Source organism: Neiella marina, from assembly GCF_002165625.1.
GTDB lineage: Bacteria > Pseudomonadota > Gammaproteobacteria > Enterobacterales > Neiellaceae > Neiella > Neiella marina.
The window spans coordinates 144,504-162,906 of sequence record NZ_NGNS01000004.1 but is presented as its reverse complement, the minus strand read 5'-3'; the positions used below and the strand labels follow the sequence as shown (position 1 = coordinate 162,906).

Annotated in this window: 16 protein-coding genes and 1 other RNA gene; 9 read left to right on the top strand and 8 right to left on the bottom strand. The window is 49.5% G+C overall.

Going from position 1 to position 18,403, the window contains the following annotated elements:
• The first annotated feature begins 221 nt into the window (after positions 1-221).
• The 3 genes from CBE68_RS05460 to CBE68_RS05450 all read left to right on the top strand — a co-directional run bounded on the left by CBE68_RS05460 (position 222) and on the right by CBE68_RS05450 (position 3,525).
• Positions 222-1,385 carry a phosphoglycerate kinase gene (locus tag CBE68_RS05460; protein WP_087505145.1) on the top strand — a complete coding sequence of 388 codons (1,164 nt, stop codon included), beginning with the start codon at positions 222-224 and terminating at the stop codon, positions 1,383-1,385.
• A gap of 133 nt (positions 1,386-1,518) precedes the next feature.
• Entirely contained in the window at positions 1,519-2,598 is a 1,080-nt protein-coding gene (gene fbaA, locus CBE68_RS05455; protein WP_087505053.1) for a class II fructose-bisphosphate aldolase, read from the top strand.
• Between the two features lie 177 nt (positions 2,599-2,775).
• Positions 2,776-3,525, top strand: a complete 750-nt coding sequence (locus CBE68_RS05450; RefSeq protein ID WP_087505052.1) for a DUF481 domain-containing protein — start codon at positions 2,776-2,778, stop codon at positions 3,523-3,525.
• A gap of 6 nt (positions 3,526-3,531) precedes the next feature.
• Here the strand turns inward: CBE68_RS05450 and CBE68_RS05445 are convergent, their stop codons facing one another.
• From CBE68_RS05445 to CBE68_RS05415, 7 genes are all read right to left on the bottom strand, one after another.
• On the bottom strand, positions 3,532-4,449 hold the full coding sequence (locus tag CBE68_RS05445; protein WP_087505051.1) for an alpha/beta fold hydrolase: 918 nt from the start codon (positions 4,447-4,449) through the stop codon (positions 3,532-3,534).
• 101 nt (positions 4,450-4,550) lie between these two features.
• On the bottom strand, positions 4,551-7,616 hold the full coding sequence (locus CBE68_RS05440) for an EAL domain-containing protein (protein WP_087505050.1): 3,066 nt from the start codon (positions 7,614-7,616) through the stop codon (positions 4,551-4,553).
• A gap of 247 nt (positions 7,617-7,863) precedes the next feature.
• Positions 7,864-9,093, bottom strand: coding sequence for a phosphoglycerate dehydrogenase (serA, locus tag CBE68_RS05435; RefSeq protein WP_087505049.1), 1,230 nt, complete (start codon positions 9,091-9,093; stop codon positions 7,864-7,866).
• A gap of 40 nt (positions 9,094-9,133) precedes the next feature.
• A complete protein-coding gene (gene rpiA, locus CBE68_RS05430) occupies positions 9,134-9,793 on the bottom strand; it encodes a ribose-5-phosphate isomerase RpiA (RefSeq protein WP_087505048.1) in 660 nt (219 codons plus the stop codon).
• Positions 9,794-9,970: 177 nt separating this feature from the next.
• Entirely contained in the window at positions 9,971-10,585 is a 615-nt protein-coding gene (locus CBE68_RS05425) for a 5-formyltetrahydrofolate cyclo-ligase (RefSeq protein ID WP_087505047.1), read from the bottom strand.
• 22 nt (positions 10,586-10,607) lie between these two features.
• Positions 10,608-10,791, bottom strand: a non-coding RNA gene (gene ssrS / locus CBE68_RS05420) — 6S RNA.
• Between the two features lie 60 nt (positions 10,792-10,851).
• Positions 10,852-11,184, bottom strand: coding sequence for a cell division protein ZapA (locus CBE68_RS05415; protein WP_087505046.1), 333 nt, complete (start codon positions 11,182-11,184; stop codon positions 10,852-10,854).
• Between the two features lie 154 nt (positions 11,185-11,338).
• Here CBE68_RS05415 and CBE68_RS05410 point away from each other — a divergent pair, with 154 nt between their 5' ends.
• Genes CBE68_RS05410 through CBE68_RS05395 form a run of 4 tightly spaced genes read left to right on the top strand, consistent with a single transcriptional unit; the run spans position 11,339 to position 15,797 of the window.
• Complete coding sequence (locus tag CBE68_RS05410; protein WP_087505045.1) at positions 11,339-11,905, top strand: UPF0149 family protein; 567 nt, start codon at positions 11,339-11,341, stop codon at positions 11,903-11,905.
• Positions 11,906-11,916: 11 nt separating this feature from the next.
• The gene (pepP, locus tag CBE68_RS05405; RefSeq protein WP_087505044.1) at positions 11,917-13,245 is read left to right on the top strand and encodes a Xaa-Pro aminopeptidase; all 1,329 of its coding nucleotides are present in this window, start codon (positions 11,917-11,919) and stop codon (positions 13,243-13,245) included.
• A 24-nt stretch (positions 13,246-13,269) separates the two neighbouring features.
• Positions 13,270-14,610, top strand: a complete 1,341-nt coding sequence (gene ubiH / locus CBE68_RS05400; protein ID WP_087505043.1) for a 2-octaprenyl-6-methoxyphenyl hydroxylase — start codon at positions 13,270-13,272, stop codon at positions 14,608-14,610.
• A complete protein-coding gene (locus CBE68_RS05395) occupies positions 14,610-15,797 on the top strand; it encodes an FAD-dependent oxidoreductase (protein ID WP_229744651.1) in 1,188 nt (395 codons plus the stop codon). The genes ubiH and CBE68_RS05395 overlap by 1 nt, the downstream gene beginning before the upstream one ends.
• A 48-nt stretch (positions 15,798-15,845) precedes the next feature.
• Here the strand turns inward: CBE68_RS05395 and CBE68_RS05390 are convergent, their stop codons facing one another.
• Positions 15,846-16,694 (bottom strand): LysR family transcriptional regulator, encoded by an 849-nt coding sequence (locus CBE68_RS05390; RefSeq protein ID WP_087505042.1) that lies wholly within the window; start codon positions 16,692-16,694, stop codon positions 15,846-15,848.
• A gap of 143 nt (positions 16,695-16,837) precedes the next feature.
• On the opposite strand from CBE68_RS05390, the gene gcvT reads away from it, so the two are divergent.
• Positions 16,838-17,929: a glycine cleavage system aminomethyltransferase GcvT gene (gene gcvT, locus CBE68_RS05385; protein WP_087505041.1), complete on the top strand. Its 1,092-nt coding sequence runs from the start codon at positions 16,838-16,840 to the stop codon at positions 17,927-17,929.
• 54 nt (positions 17,930-17,983) lie between these two features.
• On the top strand, positions 17,984-18,373 hold the full coding sequence (gene gcvH, locus CBE68_RS05380; RefSeq protein WP_087505040.1) for a glycine cleavage system protein GcvH: 390 nt from the start codon (positions 17,984-17,986) through the stop codon (positions 18,371-18,373).
• Positions 18,374-18,403 lie beyond the last annotated feature (30 nt).

Here is an 18,403-nt window from a genome sequence, read left to right as displayed (position 1 = left end):
TACGATTTGCTTGGCTTGTACCATAATGCGCCTGCTTTGACGCCAAGGCCTTGTGGCTCTGAGGATAACTAGCCCTGCGCTGTGAGCCGCCCGTTCGGTGTTGATGAACGAAGTACAGCACAGTGAACAACAACGCACTATACTGCGTTGAGTTCGAATTCGAGCTGAGGCAAAAAGCCTCAACTCACCCAAATACACAAAGCAATTCTAGAGGAATGATCATGTCCGTATTGAAAATGAAAGATCTGGATTTAGCTGGCAAGCGCCTGTTTATCCGTGCAGATCTGAACGTGCCAGTAAAGGATGGCAAAGTCACTTCTGATGCTCGTATTCTGGCATCAATTCCTACCATTGAGCACGCCTTGAAAGCTGGTGCCAAGGTAATGGTGACCTCTCACCTGGGTCGTCCGACCGAAGGTGAGTATGCGGACGAATTCTCTTTGCAGCCTGTGGTTGACTACCTAAACGAAGCATTGGACGTACCAGTTCGGTTGGAAAAAGACTACTTAAACGGCGTTGAATTGGCAGACAACGAGGTTGTTGTGCTAGAAAACGTTCGTTTCAACAAAGGCGAAAAGAAGAACGAAGAAGCGTTGTCTAAACAGTATGCTGCTTTGTGTGACATCTTCGTAATGGATGCATTTGGCACAGCTCACCGTGCTCAAGCGTCAACTCACGGTGTTGGTATGAATGCACCAGTCGCTTGTGCTGGCCCACTGCTGGCTGCCGAACTTGAAGCGCTTGGTGCAGCGATGGATAACCCAGCACGTCCAATGATCGCCATTGTTGGTGGCTCTAAAGTATCGACCAAGCTAACCGTTTTAGAGTCTCTCTCTAAAGTTGCCGACCAGTTGGTTGTTGGTGGTGGTATCGCCAATACCTTCGTTGCTGCTACTGGCAAAAACGTTGGTAAATCACTGTGTGAAGCCGATTTGATCCCAACAGCGCAAAAGCTAATGGAAGAATGTGCTATTCCTGTTGCTACTGATGTTGCTGTTGGTAAGAACTTCTCGGAAGACGAAAAAGCTGTTGTTAAATCTGCAGCCGACGTTGAAGACGACGATATGATCTTCGACTTGGGCCCAGACTCAGCTGAAGAACTAGCAAAAATCATCAAAGAAGCCAAAACCATTCTTTGGAACGGCCCAGTTGGCGTATTCGAATTTGATGAATTCGCTAACGGCACAGAGATCGTTGCGAAAGCAATTGCTGAATCTGAAGGTTTCTCAGTTGCAGGTGGCGGTGACACCTTAGCTGCAATCGACAAGTTCGGCATCAAAGATCAGGTGTCTTACATCTCTACTGGTGGCGGTGCGTTCCTCGAATTCGTTGAAGGCAAGAAACTACCAGCTGTTGCTATGCTTGAAGAGCGTGCAAACGGCTAACACCGGTCAAAATCACTAACGGGAGCCCAAGGCTCCCGTTGCTGTTTTATCGACACTGAATTCGTATGAATTTTGTCGTAAATAATCTAGACTTATTCAACTCAAATTGTATCAACCCACAGGACAAATCATCATGTCTCAGAATATTCTTGATGTTGTTAAACCAGGCGTAGTAACTGGTGACGACGTAGCCAAAGTTTTTACCATCGCTAAAGAGAAAGGTTTTGCACTGCCAGCTGTTAACTGCGTAGGTACCGACTCTGTCAACGCAGTACTTGAAGCTGCAGCTAAAGTGAAAGCACCTGCTGTTATCCAATTCTCTAACGGTGGCGCTGCGTTCTTTGCTGGTAAAGGTTTGAAACTGGATGGCCAAGAAGCTGCTATTCTGGGTGCCATTGCTGGTGCGAAGCACGTTCACACTATGGCTGAGTCGTACGGTGTTCCAGTGATTCTGCACACTGACCACGCAGCTAAGAAGCTTCTTCCTTGGATCGACGGTCTGCTGGAAGCGAGCGAGAAGCACTTCGCTGAAACTGGTAAGCCGCTGTTCAGCTCTCACATGATCGACCTGTCTGAAGAGTCTCTGGAAGAGAACATCGAAACTTGTGCCAAGTATCTTGAGCGCATGAGCAAAATCGGCATGACTCTGGAAATCGAATTGGGTTGTACTGGTGGTGAAGAAGACGGTGTTGATAACACTGATATGGACCAGTCACTGCTGTACACTCAGCCTTCTGAAGTGAACTATGCCTACGAAAAATTGAATGCTATCAGCCCTAACTTCACGATTGCTGCGTCTTTCGGTAACGTTCACGGCGTATACAAGCCAGGCAACGTTAAACTGACTCCAACCATTTTGCGCGATTCTCAAGCATACGTTTCTGAGAAGCATGGTTTGGCAAACAATACGCTGAACTTCGTATTCCACGGCGGTTCAGGTTCTTCACAAGAAGAAATCCAAGAATCAATCAGCTACGGTGTTATCAAAATGAACATCGATACTGATACTCAGTGGGCAACTTGGGACGGTATCCGCGTTTACGAAGCTGACAAGCGCGATTACCTGCAAGGCCAAATCGGTAACCCTGAAGGTGAAGATGCGCCTAACAAGAAGTACTACGACCCACGCGTTTGGTTGCGCAAAGGTCAAGAGTCAATGGTTGTTCGCCTAGAACAAGCATTTGCTGATCTGAACGCAGTAAACGTACTGTAATTTCTCGTCAATCTTTGACAGAATGAAAAGCCCGCATTGAGCGGGCTTTTTTGTGGCTGACAGACAAATTCTTATTAAGGCTATGTGCCTTGAGTCTTGGGAAGGATTTTATATAGAATTTGCAGGTTAATTGTTAACTTAACGTCAGAAAACTATTCTAATATCCAGAGATTGACCATGTTTGCATTGCGCCAATGCCGACTCGTTGCGCTAACGACGGCTTTGCTTAGTTTCGGTGTATACGGCTTGAATATTTCAGATGAAGATCTGAAAAAACAGGGCTGGTCTGCAGAAGTTGAAGGTGGCCTCAGTTATTCTACCGGTAACACCGACCAATCCTCCATGCGTTTTCGTGGCGCATTTGACTACTTCTGGGCCGACTGGCGTCATTTCTTAAAGGCGGAAGCAAACTCCACCAAACGTGATGGCAAGAACAGCGCCGAGCGCTATCGCGGTTCTTACAAAGCTGACCGCGACTGGACCGATGTTGACTACACCTTTGGTCTGGTGACCTATGAAAACGACCGTTTTAACGGTCTTGAGGACCTATTCACTTTAGTTGGAGGCTGGGGACATCGATTTTTTCCGGCTGATTCAATGGAACTGTATACCGAGGCTGGGCCTGGTTACCGTTGGAACAACTCGCCAGATTCGACTGATAGCGAAGCGATTCTGCGAGGAGCCAGCCAGTTTGATTGGACCATCAGTGATAACAGCTCCTTTCGCCAAGTAGTCACATTTGAGAGCGGTGAAAGTAATGTCATTAGTCGTGCAGAAACCTCGCTGACCACCAGTATTGTTGGTCAACTCGCTCTGAAAGTCAGTGTCTCAATGACTCACCAAACTAAGCCAGAGGTTGATAATAGTGGTGTCGCCAAAAAGAAACTCGATACCATATCCGGCGTGACGCTACTTTACCGCTACTAGCGGCAACTATGACTGATGCGCTGTATCGTTTAGTTCTTGTTGTTGGAGCCATTGGCTAAAAGCAGGGATGTGATCTTGAAAAGCGCAAGGGTGAACCAATAAGCTGGTGTGGTCATAGTCGCTGAGATTGCCATTCGCTTTGCTGAGCAGGGTATACTTGGCATCAGCATTCATGCTGTCACGCAAGAAAGCCTCAACATCGTTTGGGTTTCCTAACACTGAATCTCCCTTTGCCGCAAAGAACCACGAAGCTGGCCATTGAATGGTGCGCGCGGCACTTTGGAAACAAAAACCATCACTGTCTTGCCATTCCGTTGAGTTAACCCAGCGAACATTGTCAGCCAACGATACCTTGGATTCATTGTCCATTCCGAGTTTGAAACGTTTGGCAGGCAAGTAACCGTAGCGGCGAGTAAGCCATGGGCAAAGCCGATTCCAGATCAAATTCACCATCAGTTTCTTTTTTAGGTGTCGCGAGTAAATGGTTTTTTTGCTAGCGAAGCCTGCCAGCGTTTGTACTTCCGCCAAACGCTGCGGGTACTTGGCCAAATGACTGGCCATTAGGATGGTACCCCACGAATGCCCCAGCCAATGCACTGGTTGTTTGTGTTGCTGGATAATCCATTGGTGGACCAAGGGAATTTGCTGGTTGATTACTTCAGATTGGCCGAATCCCTCGCCGCCTTTGAGTCTAGGTTGGCTTTTGCCATTGCCGAATACGTCCATCACATAAACAGAGTGGCCCTGACGAGCAAGGTGGCATGCCAGGCCTTTGCCCGATTCGGTATAGAACACCCTGCCATTGCTCATTGAGCCATGGAGCATAAGCACTGGATAATGAGTGGTGGTTGCCTGCGGTTGGATGACGCGGACGTGCAGCTTGCCACCGCCATATGGCAGAAATTGTGAAGACTGAGAGATCACCAAACCAAACCTCAACGGTAATTGTTGAAGTCAGTTTTACGGGATTTTATCTGGTTAGACCAGTTGTTCGACCGTTAAATGTCGCTGCCTGTGATCTTGGCCTAATGCTTGGCACTTGTGTCGCTGGCTGAACAGATATCGGCATATTGCAGATAGCGTTTTTCAAATTCATCGGCAGGTAAGGGTTTGCTGTAGTAAAAACCTTGTACCAGATCGCAACCGGCGTTGCTGATGAACTTCAGCTCAGCGCTGGTTTCTACTCCTTCTGCCACTGTTTTATAGCCGAACGAGTGGCACATCATCACGATAGAGCGGACGATATCTTTATTGGCCGCCTCACTATCAATGTTGCTAATGAACGAACGATCAATCTTGACCCACTCTAGTGGCAACTGTTTCAACAGAGAGAGCGATGAGTAACCAGTACCAAAATCATCGAGCGACACTGAAATACCGGCATCAACCAGCTGCTGCAGCATGGCTCGGGAATGGTCCAGATCGCCAATTGCCGCTGACTCAGTAATTTCGACGGTGATTTGGCTGATATCGACATCGGTTGATTTGACACACTCGATAAACTCGGTGGCAAATCGCGAACGCATCAACTCGCCGGGGCTGACGTTGATTGATAACTTGATGGTTCGTTCAGGGAATTGCTGCTGCCATTTGGCCAACTGAACCATAGCTTTGCGAGCGACTTGACCGCCTAGTTTGGTTATCAGGCCGGCTTCTTCTGCGATTGGGATAAACTGCGCAGGGCTGACATGGCCTAAGCAGTCGGATTGCCAACGCGCTAATGCTTCCATACCAACTAATTCGCCATTGTTTGGATCGATTTGCGGCTGATAGTGTACCGCTAACTCGTCGTTTTCCATTGCCACTTTGAGCTTCTGCTCCATGGTTGCCTGCAGCTCGACGTCGGCATCCATATCGAGGGCATACAACATTGCCTTGGTACTTTTTATTTGTTTTGCCCGATACATTGCAATATCGGCTTTTTTGATTAGGTCATCGGCGGTTTGGCCATCTTTCGGGTAAAACGAAATTCCTAAGCTACCATGACTCGATAGCTCGATTCCGTTGTACTTAAAGCGGCTCTCGACTTCCACCAAAATACGTTTGGCCAATTCAATGGCAGCTTGTTCGGTCGTGACATCGCATAGAAAAACAAACTCATCGCCGCCAAAGCGAGCAAAAAAGTCGTTCCCTCGAAGAATGCCCTTGAGTTGTTTCGCAACATGGCGGAGGAGGGCATCGCCGACATCATGACCATATGTATCGTTGACATATTTAAAGCGATTTAAGTCCATCAGCATCACCGCTTTAGGTTGCAGTGCATGGTCGCGGATGTGGGTCTTTAAGCGCTCATTGAGCATGATCCGATTGGGTAGCCCTGTGAGCGCGTCATGATAGGCCATGTGCTGAATTCGTTCTTGCGAGCGACGCTGTTCGGTAATGTCGGTGACCGAGCCAACAAATCGTTCAGGTTGACCCAGCGGGTTGCGGATTGACTCACCACTGGCATCGACCCATAGGTAATCATCATCGGCGCCGCGGAGCCGAAAGCTGGTTTTAAAGACTTTGTCGTTTTCAAGGTGGTCGAGTACCTGTTGCCGCACTCGATCTTGGTCGTCAGGATGAACACGCTCGAAAAATTTCATGTTGCGGTAGGCTCGAATATCGCCGCTGTGCTCGAAGCCAAGCATCTCAAGCAGCCGAGTATTCCATTCAACATCGTTGGTTTTTAAGTTCCAGTCCCAGATGCCGTCATTGGATGTATTGGCGACAACTTCTAATTGTTCAGCAAGATCTTTCGCTTTGCGCTCGCGATTTCGCACCGACGCAATTAAAGCGTCCCGTTCAATAAATAAGCTCAACATATCGAGATAGTTGTCAAACATGGAATAGGAGCTATTACTGGTATCCGATGTTAAGTCATCAATCAGCGCCAGTACGCCCCAAGGGTCATCATCCTCAGCAGAAATAGGAACTAGGGTTAGGGCAAAATGGTCAGGAAAGTCATGATCCAAAAGGTGTCTTGGGGGATAGCTTTGAGGCAGGCAGGTTTGATCCGATTGCTTCGATAGATTGCTCTCGCGATTTTGTTCAGAAAACAATTGAGTGACTTTAAGGTGTTTTTTCTGTGGTCCCTCTGATTGCCAGTTGGCGAAGCAGGCCCAGTTTAAAAACGGTCCATACAAACTCGATAGATTTAGAATCGAGTCAAAACCGCCTTTGGCCAATGCCATGGCTGACTCGTTGTTGTCGGTTGGTGCCTTAGCGAAGTCGTCGATTAGCTTGTTGCGAATGGTTTGTGGGTCTTCGCTGTCGCTGCGCCAATGGAGCGGAGCGCCGCATGAGCCGCGGACAATCAATTGCTGATTGACTATCAGTGGTTTTGGATGATACTTGTCGCCCTCGATACGGGCAATCAGGCGATCAATTGCCTCGCTGGCAAGCCGTTGTAGATTTTGATCAACGCTACTTAGTGCCGGTGTTCTAGTTGCACCAAGTATGGTGTTGTCGATACCGACAACCGCAATGTCTTCGGGGCAGCGCTTGTTGATTTTTTTCAGTTGTTCGATGAGGCCCACCGCAATCAAATCCGTGGCACAGATAATTGCTGTGCAATCACAGTCTCGCTCAATGAAAATTCTACCGGCTTCACGGCCTCCGGGCAGCGTGGGCTCATGAACACTTAAGGTCCAATCGGGATTATATGGCAACCCCCATTGAGCAAATCGCTCTTTGTACTCCTGGAATCGGCTGCGAATATCGACAATCGATAAATCGCCCGCAAAGCCTATACGGGTATGGTTTAGTTTGACCAAGTGTTCAAACGCATCTCGCATGCCTTGAGTTTGATCACTACACACTTGTTCAACCGGCAATGGGAAGTAATCGGCTGCCGTTGACACTACCGGAATGCCGCGCTGGATTGCCTGCTCGACGAGACGGGTAGAGGCGGAGTTTAGGATGATTAACAAACCATCCATATAGTCCAATGCCAGCGGCATATCATAACTGCCAAAACCATTGGCTCGGATAGTAATGAGGTTGAGGTTCTGCTCTTTGGCGCAATCACGCAATGCGTTGGCCAACTCGCCAAGAAAGAAACCGCTTAGGTAAGGAGTGACCACGCCAATGGTATAGGGTTTAGAGCTCATTAATTATCATGTCCTCATGCGGTACAACAGGCCGTTGAACTGATAGGTGTGCTGGCAAGAATTGACCCAACTTTGGCTCATCGATCCGCGCTTTGAAAGTGAGTTCAGTGAGAAGTGAGATTTGCTTCAAACCTGACTGAGGGTCACTGTGCGGCGAAGTGCTTCAGGTCACAGCGGGTGGCGTGAATTAGTGACAAAAAAGCCAGCAATTGATGCTGGCTTTCGGAGCAATGAGACAGCTGCAGTATTAGTGCAGAATACGCGTCTTAATGGTGCCATCAATGGTTTTTAGATGCTCGAGTGCGGTTTGTGCATCTTCGGTATGAACATCGATAACCACGTAACCTAATGCATCATCTGTTTGCAAGAACTGGGCTGCAATGTTGACGCCCTTTTCGGCAAACGTCAGGTTGATTTGGGTCAGGATACCAGGCTTGTTTTCGTGGATGTGCAACAAGCGGCTGCAATCGGTGTGCTCCGGCAGTGATACTTCTGGGAAGTTAACCGCAGACAAGGTAGAACCATTGTCTGAGTACTTGGCCAGCTTACCTGCCACTTCAATACCAATATTTTCCTGTGCTTCTTGGGTCGAACCGCCAACGTGCGGAGTCAGAATGACATTGTCGATACCACGCAATGGTGAGACAAATTCTTCCTTGTTTGATTTTGGCTCGACAGGGAATACATCAACCGCTGCGCCCGCGAGTTTACCGCTGTTCAGCGCGTCAACCAGTTCGTCAATTACCACCACAGTGCCGCGAGCGGCGTTAATGAAAATTGCCCCTTGCTTCATGGCGTCAAATTGCGCTTTGCCAATCATGTCCTTGGTTTGGGCGGTTTCCGGCACGTGCAGCGACACGACATCAGCTTGCGCTAGCAAGTCGTCGAGGTTGCTAACTTGGCTAGCGTTGCCCAATGGCAGCTTGGTTTCAACATCGTAGAACTTCACTCGCATACCAATGGTTTCAGCCAGAATGCCAAGCTGAGTACCAATGTGGCCATAGCCGACAATACCTAAGGTTTTGCCACGTGCTTCATAGCTGCCAACGGCGCTTTTCAGCCATTCGCCACGATGAGCCTTGGCGCTCCGCTCAGGTACGCCACGAAGCAGCATGATTGCTTGTCCCAGCACCAATTCAGCAACACTACGAGTGTTTGAGAAAGGTGCGTTGAACACCACGATGCCCCGCTTTTTGGCAGCTTGTAGGTCAACTTGGTTGGTGCCGATACAGAAACAACCGATGGCAATCAGTTTTTTCGCATGGGACAAAACATTTTCAGTCAGGTTGGTGCGCGAGCGAATACCAATAAAGTGTGCGTCTTTGATTTTCTCAATCAATTCATCTTCTGGCAGCGAAGTCGCCAATGATTCAATATTGGTGTAACCGGCATCGCGAAATGTCTGCACTGAACTAGGGTGCAACCCTTCTAACAGCAGAATGCGAATTTTGTCTTTATCGAGCGAAAATTTTTGCATCAGTGGGTTCTCTTTGAGCTTGCGAGTGGGGATAGTTTTATTATGGTTCCAGCGTGACTACGCCTTGTTCGGTACCAAGTAAGCAGATATCTGCACCTCGGTGAGCAAACAAGCCATTGGTAACGACGCCAGTGATCATATTGATGTCGTGCTCTAATTTCTTAGGGTCGACAATCTTCATGTTGTGTACATCAAGGATGACGTTGCCATTGTCGGTGATCACGCCTTCACGCCAAACCGGATCGCCGCCAAGTTTGACCAGTTCGCGGGCAACATAGCTACGAGCCATTGGGATCACTTCAACCGGCAGTGGGAAATCGCCGAGTACATCGACTTTCTTGCTGCCATCGGCAACACAAACGAACTTCTTAGCAACGGCAGCAATGATTTTTTCTCGGGTCAAGGCAGCTCCACCGCCTTTGATCATGTGCATGTGCTTGGTGATTTCATCGGCGCCATCGACATAGACTTCGATGCTATCAACCGCGTTGAGTTCAAACACGGGAATGCCGTAGCTTTTGAGCTTTTCTGTTGACGCTTCAGAGCTCGAAACGGCACCTTCGATTTTGTGTTTAATGGTCGCCAAGGCGTCAATGAAATGCGCCGCTGTCGAGCCGGTGCCAACACCGACGATGGTATCTTCTGGAACGTACTCCAGCGCAGCCCAACCGACCGCTTTTTTCAATTCATCCTGTGTCATGGAAGTCACCTTAGCGCTAGTCCTTGAAGTTTCCTTGAGGAGTTCCCCTAGGAAGAGAGCGCGAATTATACTCAAAGATAGGGCCTTCTGAGAATAGCCGTTTAGACGTCTTTTTCTACTCGAGCTAGGTTTTTGCTCTATAAGCAGCAAAGGATTAGCTATAAGAAGCCGGTTTAGTTACTGCTCCAGGTAGGTCGGCCGCGAGTATTCACATGCTGGCGTGATCACCGCATCAAGTGGTACATCCCAGCTGGCAATGGGGAGCCCAGGGACTTGTTGGCACTCGTGGGCAACCCCAAGTAAGGCTGTTGCTGGGTGTCGTTGCTGGTGCCACTGCGACAAGGTCCGGTCATAAAACCCGCCGCCCATGCCGAGTCGATTGGCATCACTATCAAAGCCGACTAAAGGCAGCAAAATGGCGTCTAATTGGCCCAAAGGCACCACTTGGGTGGCATTAAGTTCGGGCTCAAAAATGCCAAATCGGTTGCGCTTCATTGGCGTTGTTGGCTGATATTTGAGAAATAGCAGGTGGCTTTTGCTGAATGGATGCAACACCGGCAGGCATAGTTGTTTGTCGTGATGCCAGCACCAATGACAAAAACGGGTGAGATCAATCTCACCATCATTCGCTAGGTAAACAGCAATGGTTTTGGCCTGTTGTAAGACGGCGTGTGACTGTAGTTGGGAGTCAAGATTGATACTGGCTTGAGTTTGATCTGAAGAAGATAACGCTTGGCGCTTCTGACGCAACAGTTTGCGCAAAGTGGCGCGTTCAGCCATCAAGTTATTCATACGAATACTGCATTGGAAAGTGGAGTACCCCAGAGTGCCGCTGCATTGGCGTCTGCCCTTGAACCATTCGGTTCAAGGCGGAACAACAAGCGTTTGCCGTAGGCTTCTCAGTTTATCTGAGCTTGCTCAATAGCACCCGATGCTATTCCTGAAAAGGTGATTATCGGCTCAGGGACTTAGCCCGCTGGCAAACACCCCAGGGAAACGTGTAGCAACTCGCGTCTGTATCTTAGCGAAGATAGGCAGAATACTCGCTGCTGACATCTCTAATTGTTCGGATCTTGAGGGGCCTTGTCAACACGCTTGTTGCCTTCGTTCAGTGCGCGTTCAACTGTGGCTTGCAACATCCGCATTCGGCTATCCATCGATTTGGCGTATTGCTCTGACCGGCGTTGTTCAATAAGTAGCTCATGACAAAGGTTTAATGCTGCCATGAGAGCTACTTGTTCAGTACTTTGTGAGGCCCGATTTCCCTGTAGCTGAGCGACTTTTTGCTCCAATAAATCGGCTGCCAATTTCAAATCGTCGAGCTCATCCACTGGGCAGCGAAGCGTGTAAGTTCTGCCCAGTAGTTTGACTTGTATTTCCTGATCCGACATCGGCTAATGCTCCCTCTAGCCATGTTTACAGTTATTAAAGCTGATTATGATGACAATACTTAACCATTGGCGTGAAGGCAAAGTCTCGATCAAAGTTGGAGCACTTCGAGTGCAGTGTTAGCATGAAGCGTTTTCTCTTTACGGATCTCTGATTATGTACCAGGCGCCAAGTTTATATCAGGCTTTATCCGAAGCCATTGAAGCCAAATCTATGCTCACCGACGCCGCTGAAATTCACGGCATTATTGTCGGCCAACTCAGTGGTGGCCTGACCCAAGATGGTCCCGATTGGCTCAACAATTTGTGCGACTTAACCAACAACGGTGAGCCCTTGCCTGAGCAAGTGCAGCAGCTGGTCGATGATTTGCGAAAGGTGACCAGCAAAACACTGCTTGATGAAGAACTGGGTTTTCGTTTGTTGCTACCCGATGATGAGTCACCGTTTGGCGTCCAAGCGGAAGCCACGAGCCAATGGGTGCAAGGCTTCTTAGCCGGTTTTGCCATTGCCAGTCCGAGCTTGGATGGGGCCAGTGATGAACTCAACGAATGCCTCCGAGACCTTGGTGAAATTGCTTTGTTGGAAGTGCCAGAAGAAGCCGATGACGAGAGCGATATTGCCCTCACTGAACTGCAGGAATACATCCGTATTGCGGCGATGATGGCATTTGCAGAATTCGGCTTGCCACCCAAACAAGCCGAACAACAACCAGCGCTTCATTAAAGAGAGTATTCATGTCAGCTGTTCAGATCCCACTCAGTCGTTTTGTTGAGCGTCGCAAAGCCCTCATGGCGCAATTGCCTGCCAATAGCATTGTGTTAATTCCTGCTGCCAAAGAGCTGACCCGCTCGGCAGATACCGAATTCTTGTTCCGTCAGGATAGCTATTTCTACTACCTGACTGGCTTTAACGAACCCGACGGTTTGCTGGTGCTTAAGCCCGATGGTGAGCAACCGGTGACGCTATTTTGCCGTGCCAAAGATAAGTTGGCTGAAATTTGGCAGGGGCGACGTTTAGGAGCCGAAGCCGCGGTTGACACCTTGCAGCTTGATGCCGCATTTGAATTGTCTGAGTTAGATGAACAACTACAAGAACTGGTCAATGGTTGCTCGCAATTATGGTATCCAGATGGACTCTACCCAGATTGGGATGATTATATCCAGAACCTGATTAACACCTTGCGCCATGGACCTAAGCGCGGCTGGTTAGCGCCATCACTCAGGCGCGATGTACGCGGCTTGCTCGATGAAATGCGACTCACCAAAGACGATGATGAGCTAACAATCATGCGCCGAGCTGGCGAGATCTCTGCCAATGCTCACTGCCGAGCGATGGAAAAATCCTACTCGGGCATTTATGAGTACCAGCTTGAGGCTGAAATTCATCACGAGTTTGCCCGCAATGGCGCGCGATTCCCAGCCTATAACAGTATCGTTGGCGGCGGCGCAAATGCCTGTATTTTGCATTACACCGAAAATCAGGACGCCATTGAAGATGGCGACTTGGTGCTGATCGATGCGGGTTGTGAATTGGCTGGCTATGCCGCCGATATCACTCGCACTTTTCCGGTCAATGGCCGCTTTAATGATGAGCAAAAAGCCTTGTACCAGATTGTCTTGGATGCCCAATATGCGGCGTTGGCGACCATCAAACCCGGTAGCAATTTCTATCAGGCCAACCAAGCGGCAGTGGCAGTGGTCACAGAGGGGCTACTCAAGCTCGGTATTCTGCAAGGCGAGCTAGAACAGCTGCTCGAACAAGGCGCTCATAAACCGTTTCTGATGCACGGCATTGGCCATTGGCTGGGGCTGGATGTTCATGATGTCGGCGATTATCAGCGCACCGATGGCAAGCAACTTCGGGCGTTTGTTGAAGGCATGGTACTGACGATTGAACCTGGCATCTATATTGATGACAGCCATGATATTGATCCAAAGTGGCACAACATTGGTATCCGCATTGAAGACAATGTGGTGATCACCGACAACGGTTATGAACTGTTGACCGGCGGTGTTCCTAAAGAATTGGCTGACATTGAACAGCTGATGGCACCAAACAGTTAAACAAGCAAATAAACAGCGAAGTTGATGACCAAGGATATGTCACTTAATGATAGCCAACCTGCCAGCGGTGATGTCGCCGAATACGATTTAGTGATTGCTGGCGCGGGCTTGGCTGGCTTGTCGTTGGCCTACGCCTTGCGACAGGTATTGCCATGGCGCATCGCGCTGGTGGAATCGCAGCCGGAAAAATCGTCATTGCAAACGATCAACGCCACGGCTCAATATGATGAGCGAGTGCTGGCATTGTCGGCCATGACAGTGCGGATCTTAAAGGCTCTGGATATTTGGCCAGCCCTTGCGGAACAAGGCTATCCAATCTGCAAGATTCACGTTTCCGATGAAGGCAACTATGGCAAGGTCCGACTCGATGCCGACCAGCAAGGTGTTGCTGCCGACTCCCACGCTGACAACCAGCATGATCAGCCTTCTGTTGGACCAGCTTCTTTTGGGCCGCCTTCTTTCGGGCAAGTAATGGCTGCGCGTATTCTCGGTCAAGTGCTGGCTGACAAAGCCGCGGAGCTGGATGTTGATTGGTTTCGGCCCGATGAAATTGTCGCCACTCAAGTGCATTCAACTAGTCGTCAGCTGACCCTGAAATCGGGCGCCATCCTCAACACTAAACTATTGGTGGTGGCTGATGGCAGCGATTCCGCCACCTCCAAGCTTCTTGGCGTTCAAGCAGAGGTACACGATTATCACCATGTTGCGGTAATCGCCAATATTACTACCGATGTTGAACATCAAGGTTTAGCGGTTGAGCGCTTTACCAGCAATGGCCCGCTGGCGTTGTTGCCAATGACCGACAATCGCAGGTCACTGGTTTGGACTCTGCCGCCTGAGCGAGCCGAACAGGTAATGGCGTTGAGAAACGATGAATTCAGCGTCGAACTGCAACAAGCCATGGGTTATCGCAATGGCTTGATTGAACAGGTCGGCAGCCGTCAAAGTTACCCATTGAAGCGTCGATTGGTCACCCGAGCAGCTTTGCCCCGTGCGGTGGTGATTGGCAATGCCGCCCATGCCTTGCATCCGATTGCAGGGCAAGGGTTTAATTTGGCGCTGCGAGATGTCATGGAATTAGCGATGCAACTGAATCAACAGGGGGTTGCTGCCGACATCGGCGTTCCTTCATCAGTGCAGGCTTATCAGCAGCAGCGCGACGGCGACCAGTATGGTGTTGCCAATGCCACCCATGCCTTGGCGCTGTTATTTTCCAATAGTATTACGCCGCTCAAGTGGGCTAGAAATCTGGGATTAGTCGCCATGTCGCACTTGCCTTCAGCTCAGCAATTACTGGTTGATAAGGCTATGGGTGTAAGCGCCTTATCGCAAGTTGTTGAAGACTGGTCAAAAGCAAAAGGTTAATGATGCAAAGTGTTGATATTGTAATAATTGGCGGCGGTATGGTGGGCTTGAGTGCGGCATTGGGCTGCGCCTCATTGGGCTACCAAGTTGCCGTTGTTGACCGCGCTACTGAACCGCAAATTGCTTCTGAGCAAATCGCCAACCGGGTCTCTGCAATCAATGCTGCTAGTCAGCAGTGGCTGGAAAAACTCGGCTGTTGGTCGGGTATTATGGCTCAGCGAGCGACGCCTTATCGCACGATGTCGGTATGGCAGGCCGATCAATTTGGTCAGCTCAACATGACCGCCAATGAACTGGGGCAGCAGGTGCTGGGCCACATCATTGAGAATCAGGTCATCACGTCGGCGTTGTTTCAACAAGCGCAACAACAAGACAATCTACAACTGTGTTATGGCGCAGCTTGCAGCAAACTGCATCTGAATGAGCGTGAAGCTTGGCTAGCGCTGGAAGATGGCACCATGCTTGGGGCACAATTGATTATTTGTGCCGATGGCGCCAACTCGTGGGGCCGCAAGCAAGCTAACTTGCCGCTGACCTTCAGAGATTATGGTCACCACGCCATTGTTGCCACCGTCAAAACCGATTTGCCCCATGAACACTGCGCCCGTCAGGTGTTCACTCAAGATGGCCCATTGGCGTTTTTACCACTCCATGAACCAAATCTTTGCTCTATCGTTTGGTCGGTGCCACCAGAGCGTGCCGATGAATTAATGGCTCTTCCGGCTGAGCGATTTAATCGTAAACTAACCGCAGCGTTAGATTCGCAACTTGGCTTGTGTGACGTGGCTGATGATCGTGCGTCGATTCCGCTCACCATGCGTTATGCTCGGCAGTGGTTGAAGCATCGTTTGGTATTGATGGGCGATGCCGCCCACACCATTCACCCGTTAGCTGGTCAGGGCGTTAATCTCGGATTTGCTGACGTGATAGATTTCGTTGCGGCGCTCGAGCAAGCCAAAGCAAACCATGACGAAGGACTCGATTTAGGCGACCCGCAGTTGTGGCGTGGTTACGAGCGTAAACGCAAAACTGCAGCGGTGGAAATGATCACGGCGATGGAAGCCATTAAACAAACCTTTTCTGAATTACCGCTGCCGGTCAAAGGCATTATTGGCGTTGGTATGAATCTGCTCAATAAAGCCAGCCCCATCAAAAACGCCTTGGTTAAACGCGCCATGGGGCTTTGATTGCGGCAGTGATTGCCGCTTTGAGATTTTAACGCTTAGAGGTGTTATCTAGCGTTGCAGCCGCAGTTTAATAAACTGCGCCAGTTTTTCCGCCGCTTGCGGATGCGAGGTTTTTTGGCTGAATAAGCAAATCTTGATCTTTCCCAGCGCTGGCAGGCTAGGGTGATGAATTAATTCCAGCTCTTTCGGCACACTGGTTTTAGCCAAAGCGGTGACCCCAAGGCCCTGCTGTATGGCGGCGGTCAGGCCATATAAATCAGCATTGGTGTAGGCGATGCGCCAGTTGACTTGTTGCTCTTGCAAGCGCTTCAAGGCGCGACTGCGATAGACACAACCATCGGGCGCCAATACCAGCGGCAGTGGCGCATGGGGCAACGAATGCCTCGCTGAGCCAACCCAAACTAAATCATCTTCCAGCACCAACTCGCCATCAGTGGCCTGCTCAGGGTTAATCAATGCCAAAATCAGATCGAACTGCTCGCTTTTCGGTTCGTTCAGTAGCTCCTTGCTGAGCGATGAGGTGATTTCCAACGCCACATCGGGGTAAAGCTGATTAAACTCACCGATAATCCCCGGCAGCAAGGTGGTGGCGAACTCACTTGGGATCCCCAACCTTAATCGACCTCGCAATGGTGTTTCCCGAAAATGATTGAGCAGCTCGTCATTAATGCTCAGCATATCGCGCGCTTTTTTATAAAGGAACAAGCCATCTTGGTTGGGAACATGGCGCTGGCCTTCTTTGGTAAAGAGTGGTTTGCCCAGCTGTTCTTCGAGCTTTTTGATTTGCAAACTGACCGCAGGCTGCGAGCGGCCGAGCTTATTGCCAGCTTTGGCATAGCCACCAAGCTCAATGACGGTGACCAAGGTTCGGAGGTTATCTAACGATAGTGGACGCATAAGGAAGCAAGCTATAAATAATAATTTCTAATGCAGTAGGTGAGATAGATTAACAATTTTTATGTAAGTATAAAAACTTCCAATTTGTTTGCCACACTAGCCGTTCATATAATTTTTGACCAAATTTACAGACGAGTAACATCATGCCGCAACAAACTGCTCTGTATCAGCAACACATCGATGGCAACGCCAAAATGGTCGACTTCTTCGGCTGGGAAATGCCCATTCGTTATGATTCGCAAATCGATGAACATCACCAAGTGCGCAATGACGCCGGCATGTTTGATGTCTCTCACATGACCATCGTCGATGTCAAAGGCCCACAAGCCAAAGCCTACCTGCAAACATTACTGGCTAATGATGTCGCCAAATTGAAAGTCGCTGGTAAGGCATTGTATTCCGGCATGCTCAATGAGCAAGGCGGCGTGATCGATGATTTGATCGTCTACTTTTTTGCTGATGATGACTACCGTGTGGTGGTTAACTCTGCGACTCGCGAAAAAGATCTCAACTGGATGGAGCAAATCGCTGAACCATTTAACGTTGAGCTAATCGAACAAGCTGATCTGGCTATGATCGCGGTGCAAGGCCCAAATGCCATTGCTAAAGCTCAATTGGTATTGAGCCCTGAACAACAACAAGCGGTCGCTGGCATGAAGCCATTTTTTGGCGTTCACGCCGGTGAGCTGTTTATCGCCACTACTGGGTACACCGGTGAAGCCGGTTACGAGATCATGGTCCCAAGTGCCAAAGCTGGCGAACTGTGGCAAGCACTGCTTAAGGCAGAAGTGAAACCTGCCGGTTTAGGTGCTCGCGATACCCTTCGCCTTGAGGCGGGGATGAATCTATACGGCCAGGACATGGACGAAACCATCTCGCCACTGGCAGCCAACATGGGCTGGACTATTGGTTGGGATGACACTGAACGTGCTTTTGTTGGCCGTGCCGCCCTTGAGCAGCAACGGATTGAAGGCACCGACAAGTTAGTTGGCTTGGTCATGACCGACAAGGGCGTCCTTCGCGCCGGTCAAAACGTACGTTTAGGTGAGGGTGATGAGCCTTGCGGCGTCATCACTAGCGGCACCTTTTCACCAACTTTAGGGCACGCCATTGCATTGGCTCGGGTACCTGCTGATGCCGGTGACACAGTGCAAGTGGAAATGCGCAAAAAGTGGGTTACAGTAAAACGGGTTAAGCCAGTTTTTGTCCGCAACGGCAAAGCCGTTATCGACTAATCACAGATTAATTATTGCTGTCATAGCATCAATTGCTAAGTAAGGAAAACAACCATGAGTAGCATTCCAGCTGAGCTGAAATATACGTCCTCCCACGAGTGGGTTCGCAAGGAAGAAGACGGTAGCTATACCGTTGGTATTACCGAACATGCCCAAGAACTGCTCGGAGATATGGTATTTGTTGAGTTGCCGGAAGTCGGTGAAGAAGTGAATGCCAGTGACGATGTTGCAGTCGCTGAATCAGTAAAAGCGGCGTCTGACGTTTACTCACCATTGACCGGTGAAATCGTTGCCGTCAACGAAGATTTGGAAGACTCGCCAGAGTTGGTGAACTCTGATGCATTTGGTGACGGCTGGTTGTTCCGCGTAATGCCATCTGATGTTGCCGAGCTTGACGATCTGCTCGACGCCGAAGGCTATCAGGAAGTGATTGACGAAGAATAATCGTCACACCCTCAGTAAGTCGTTTAACCC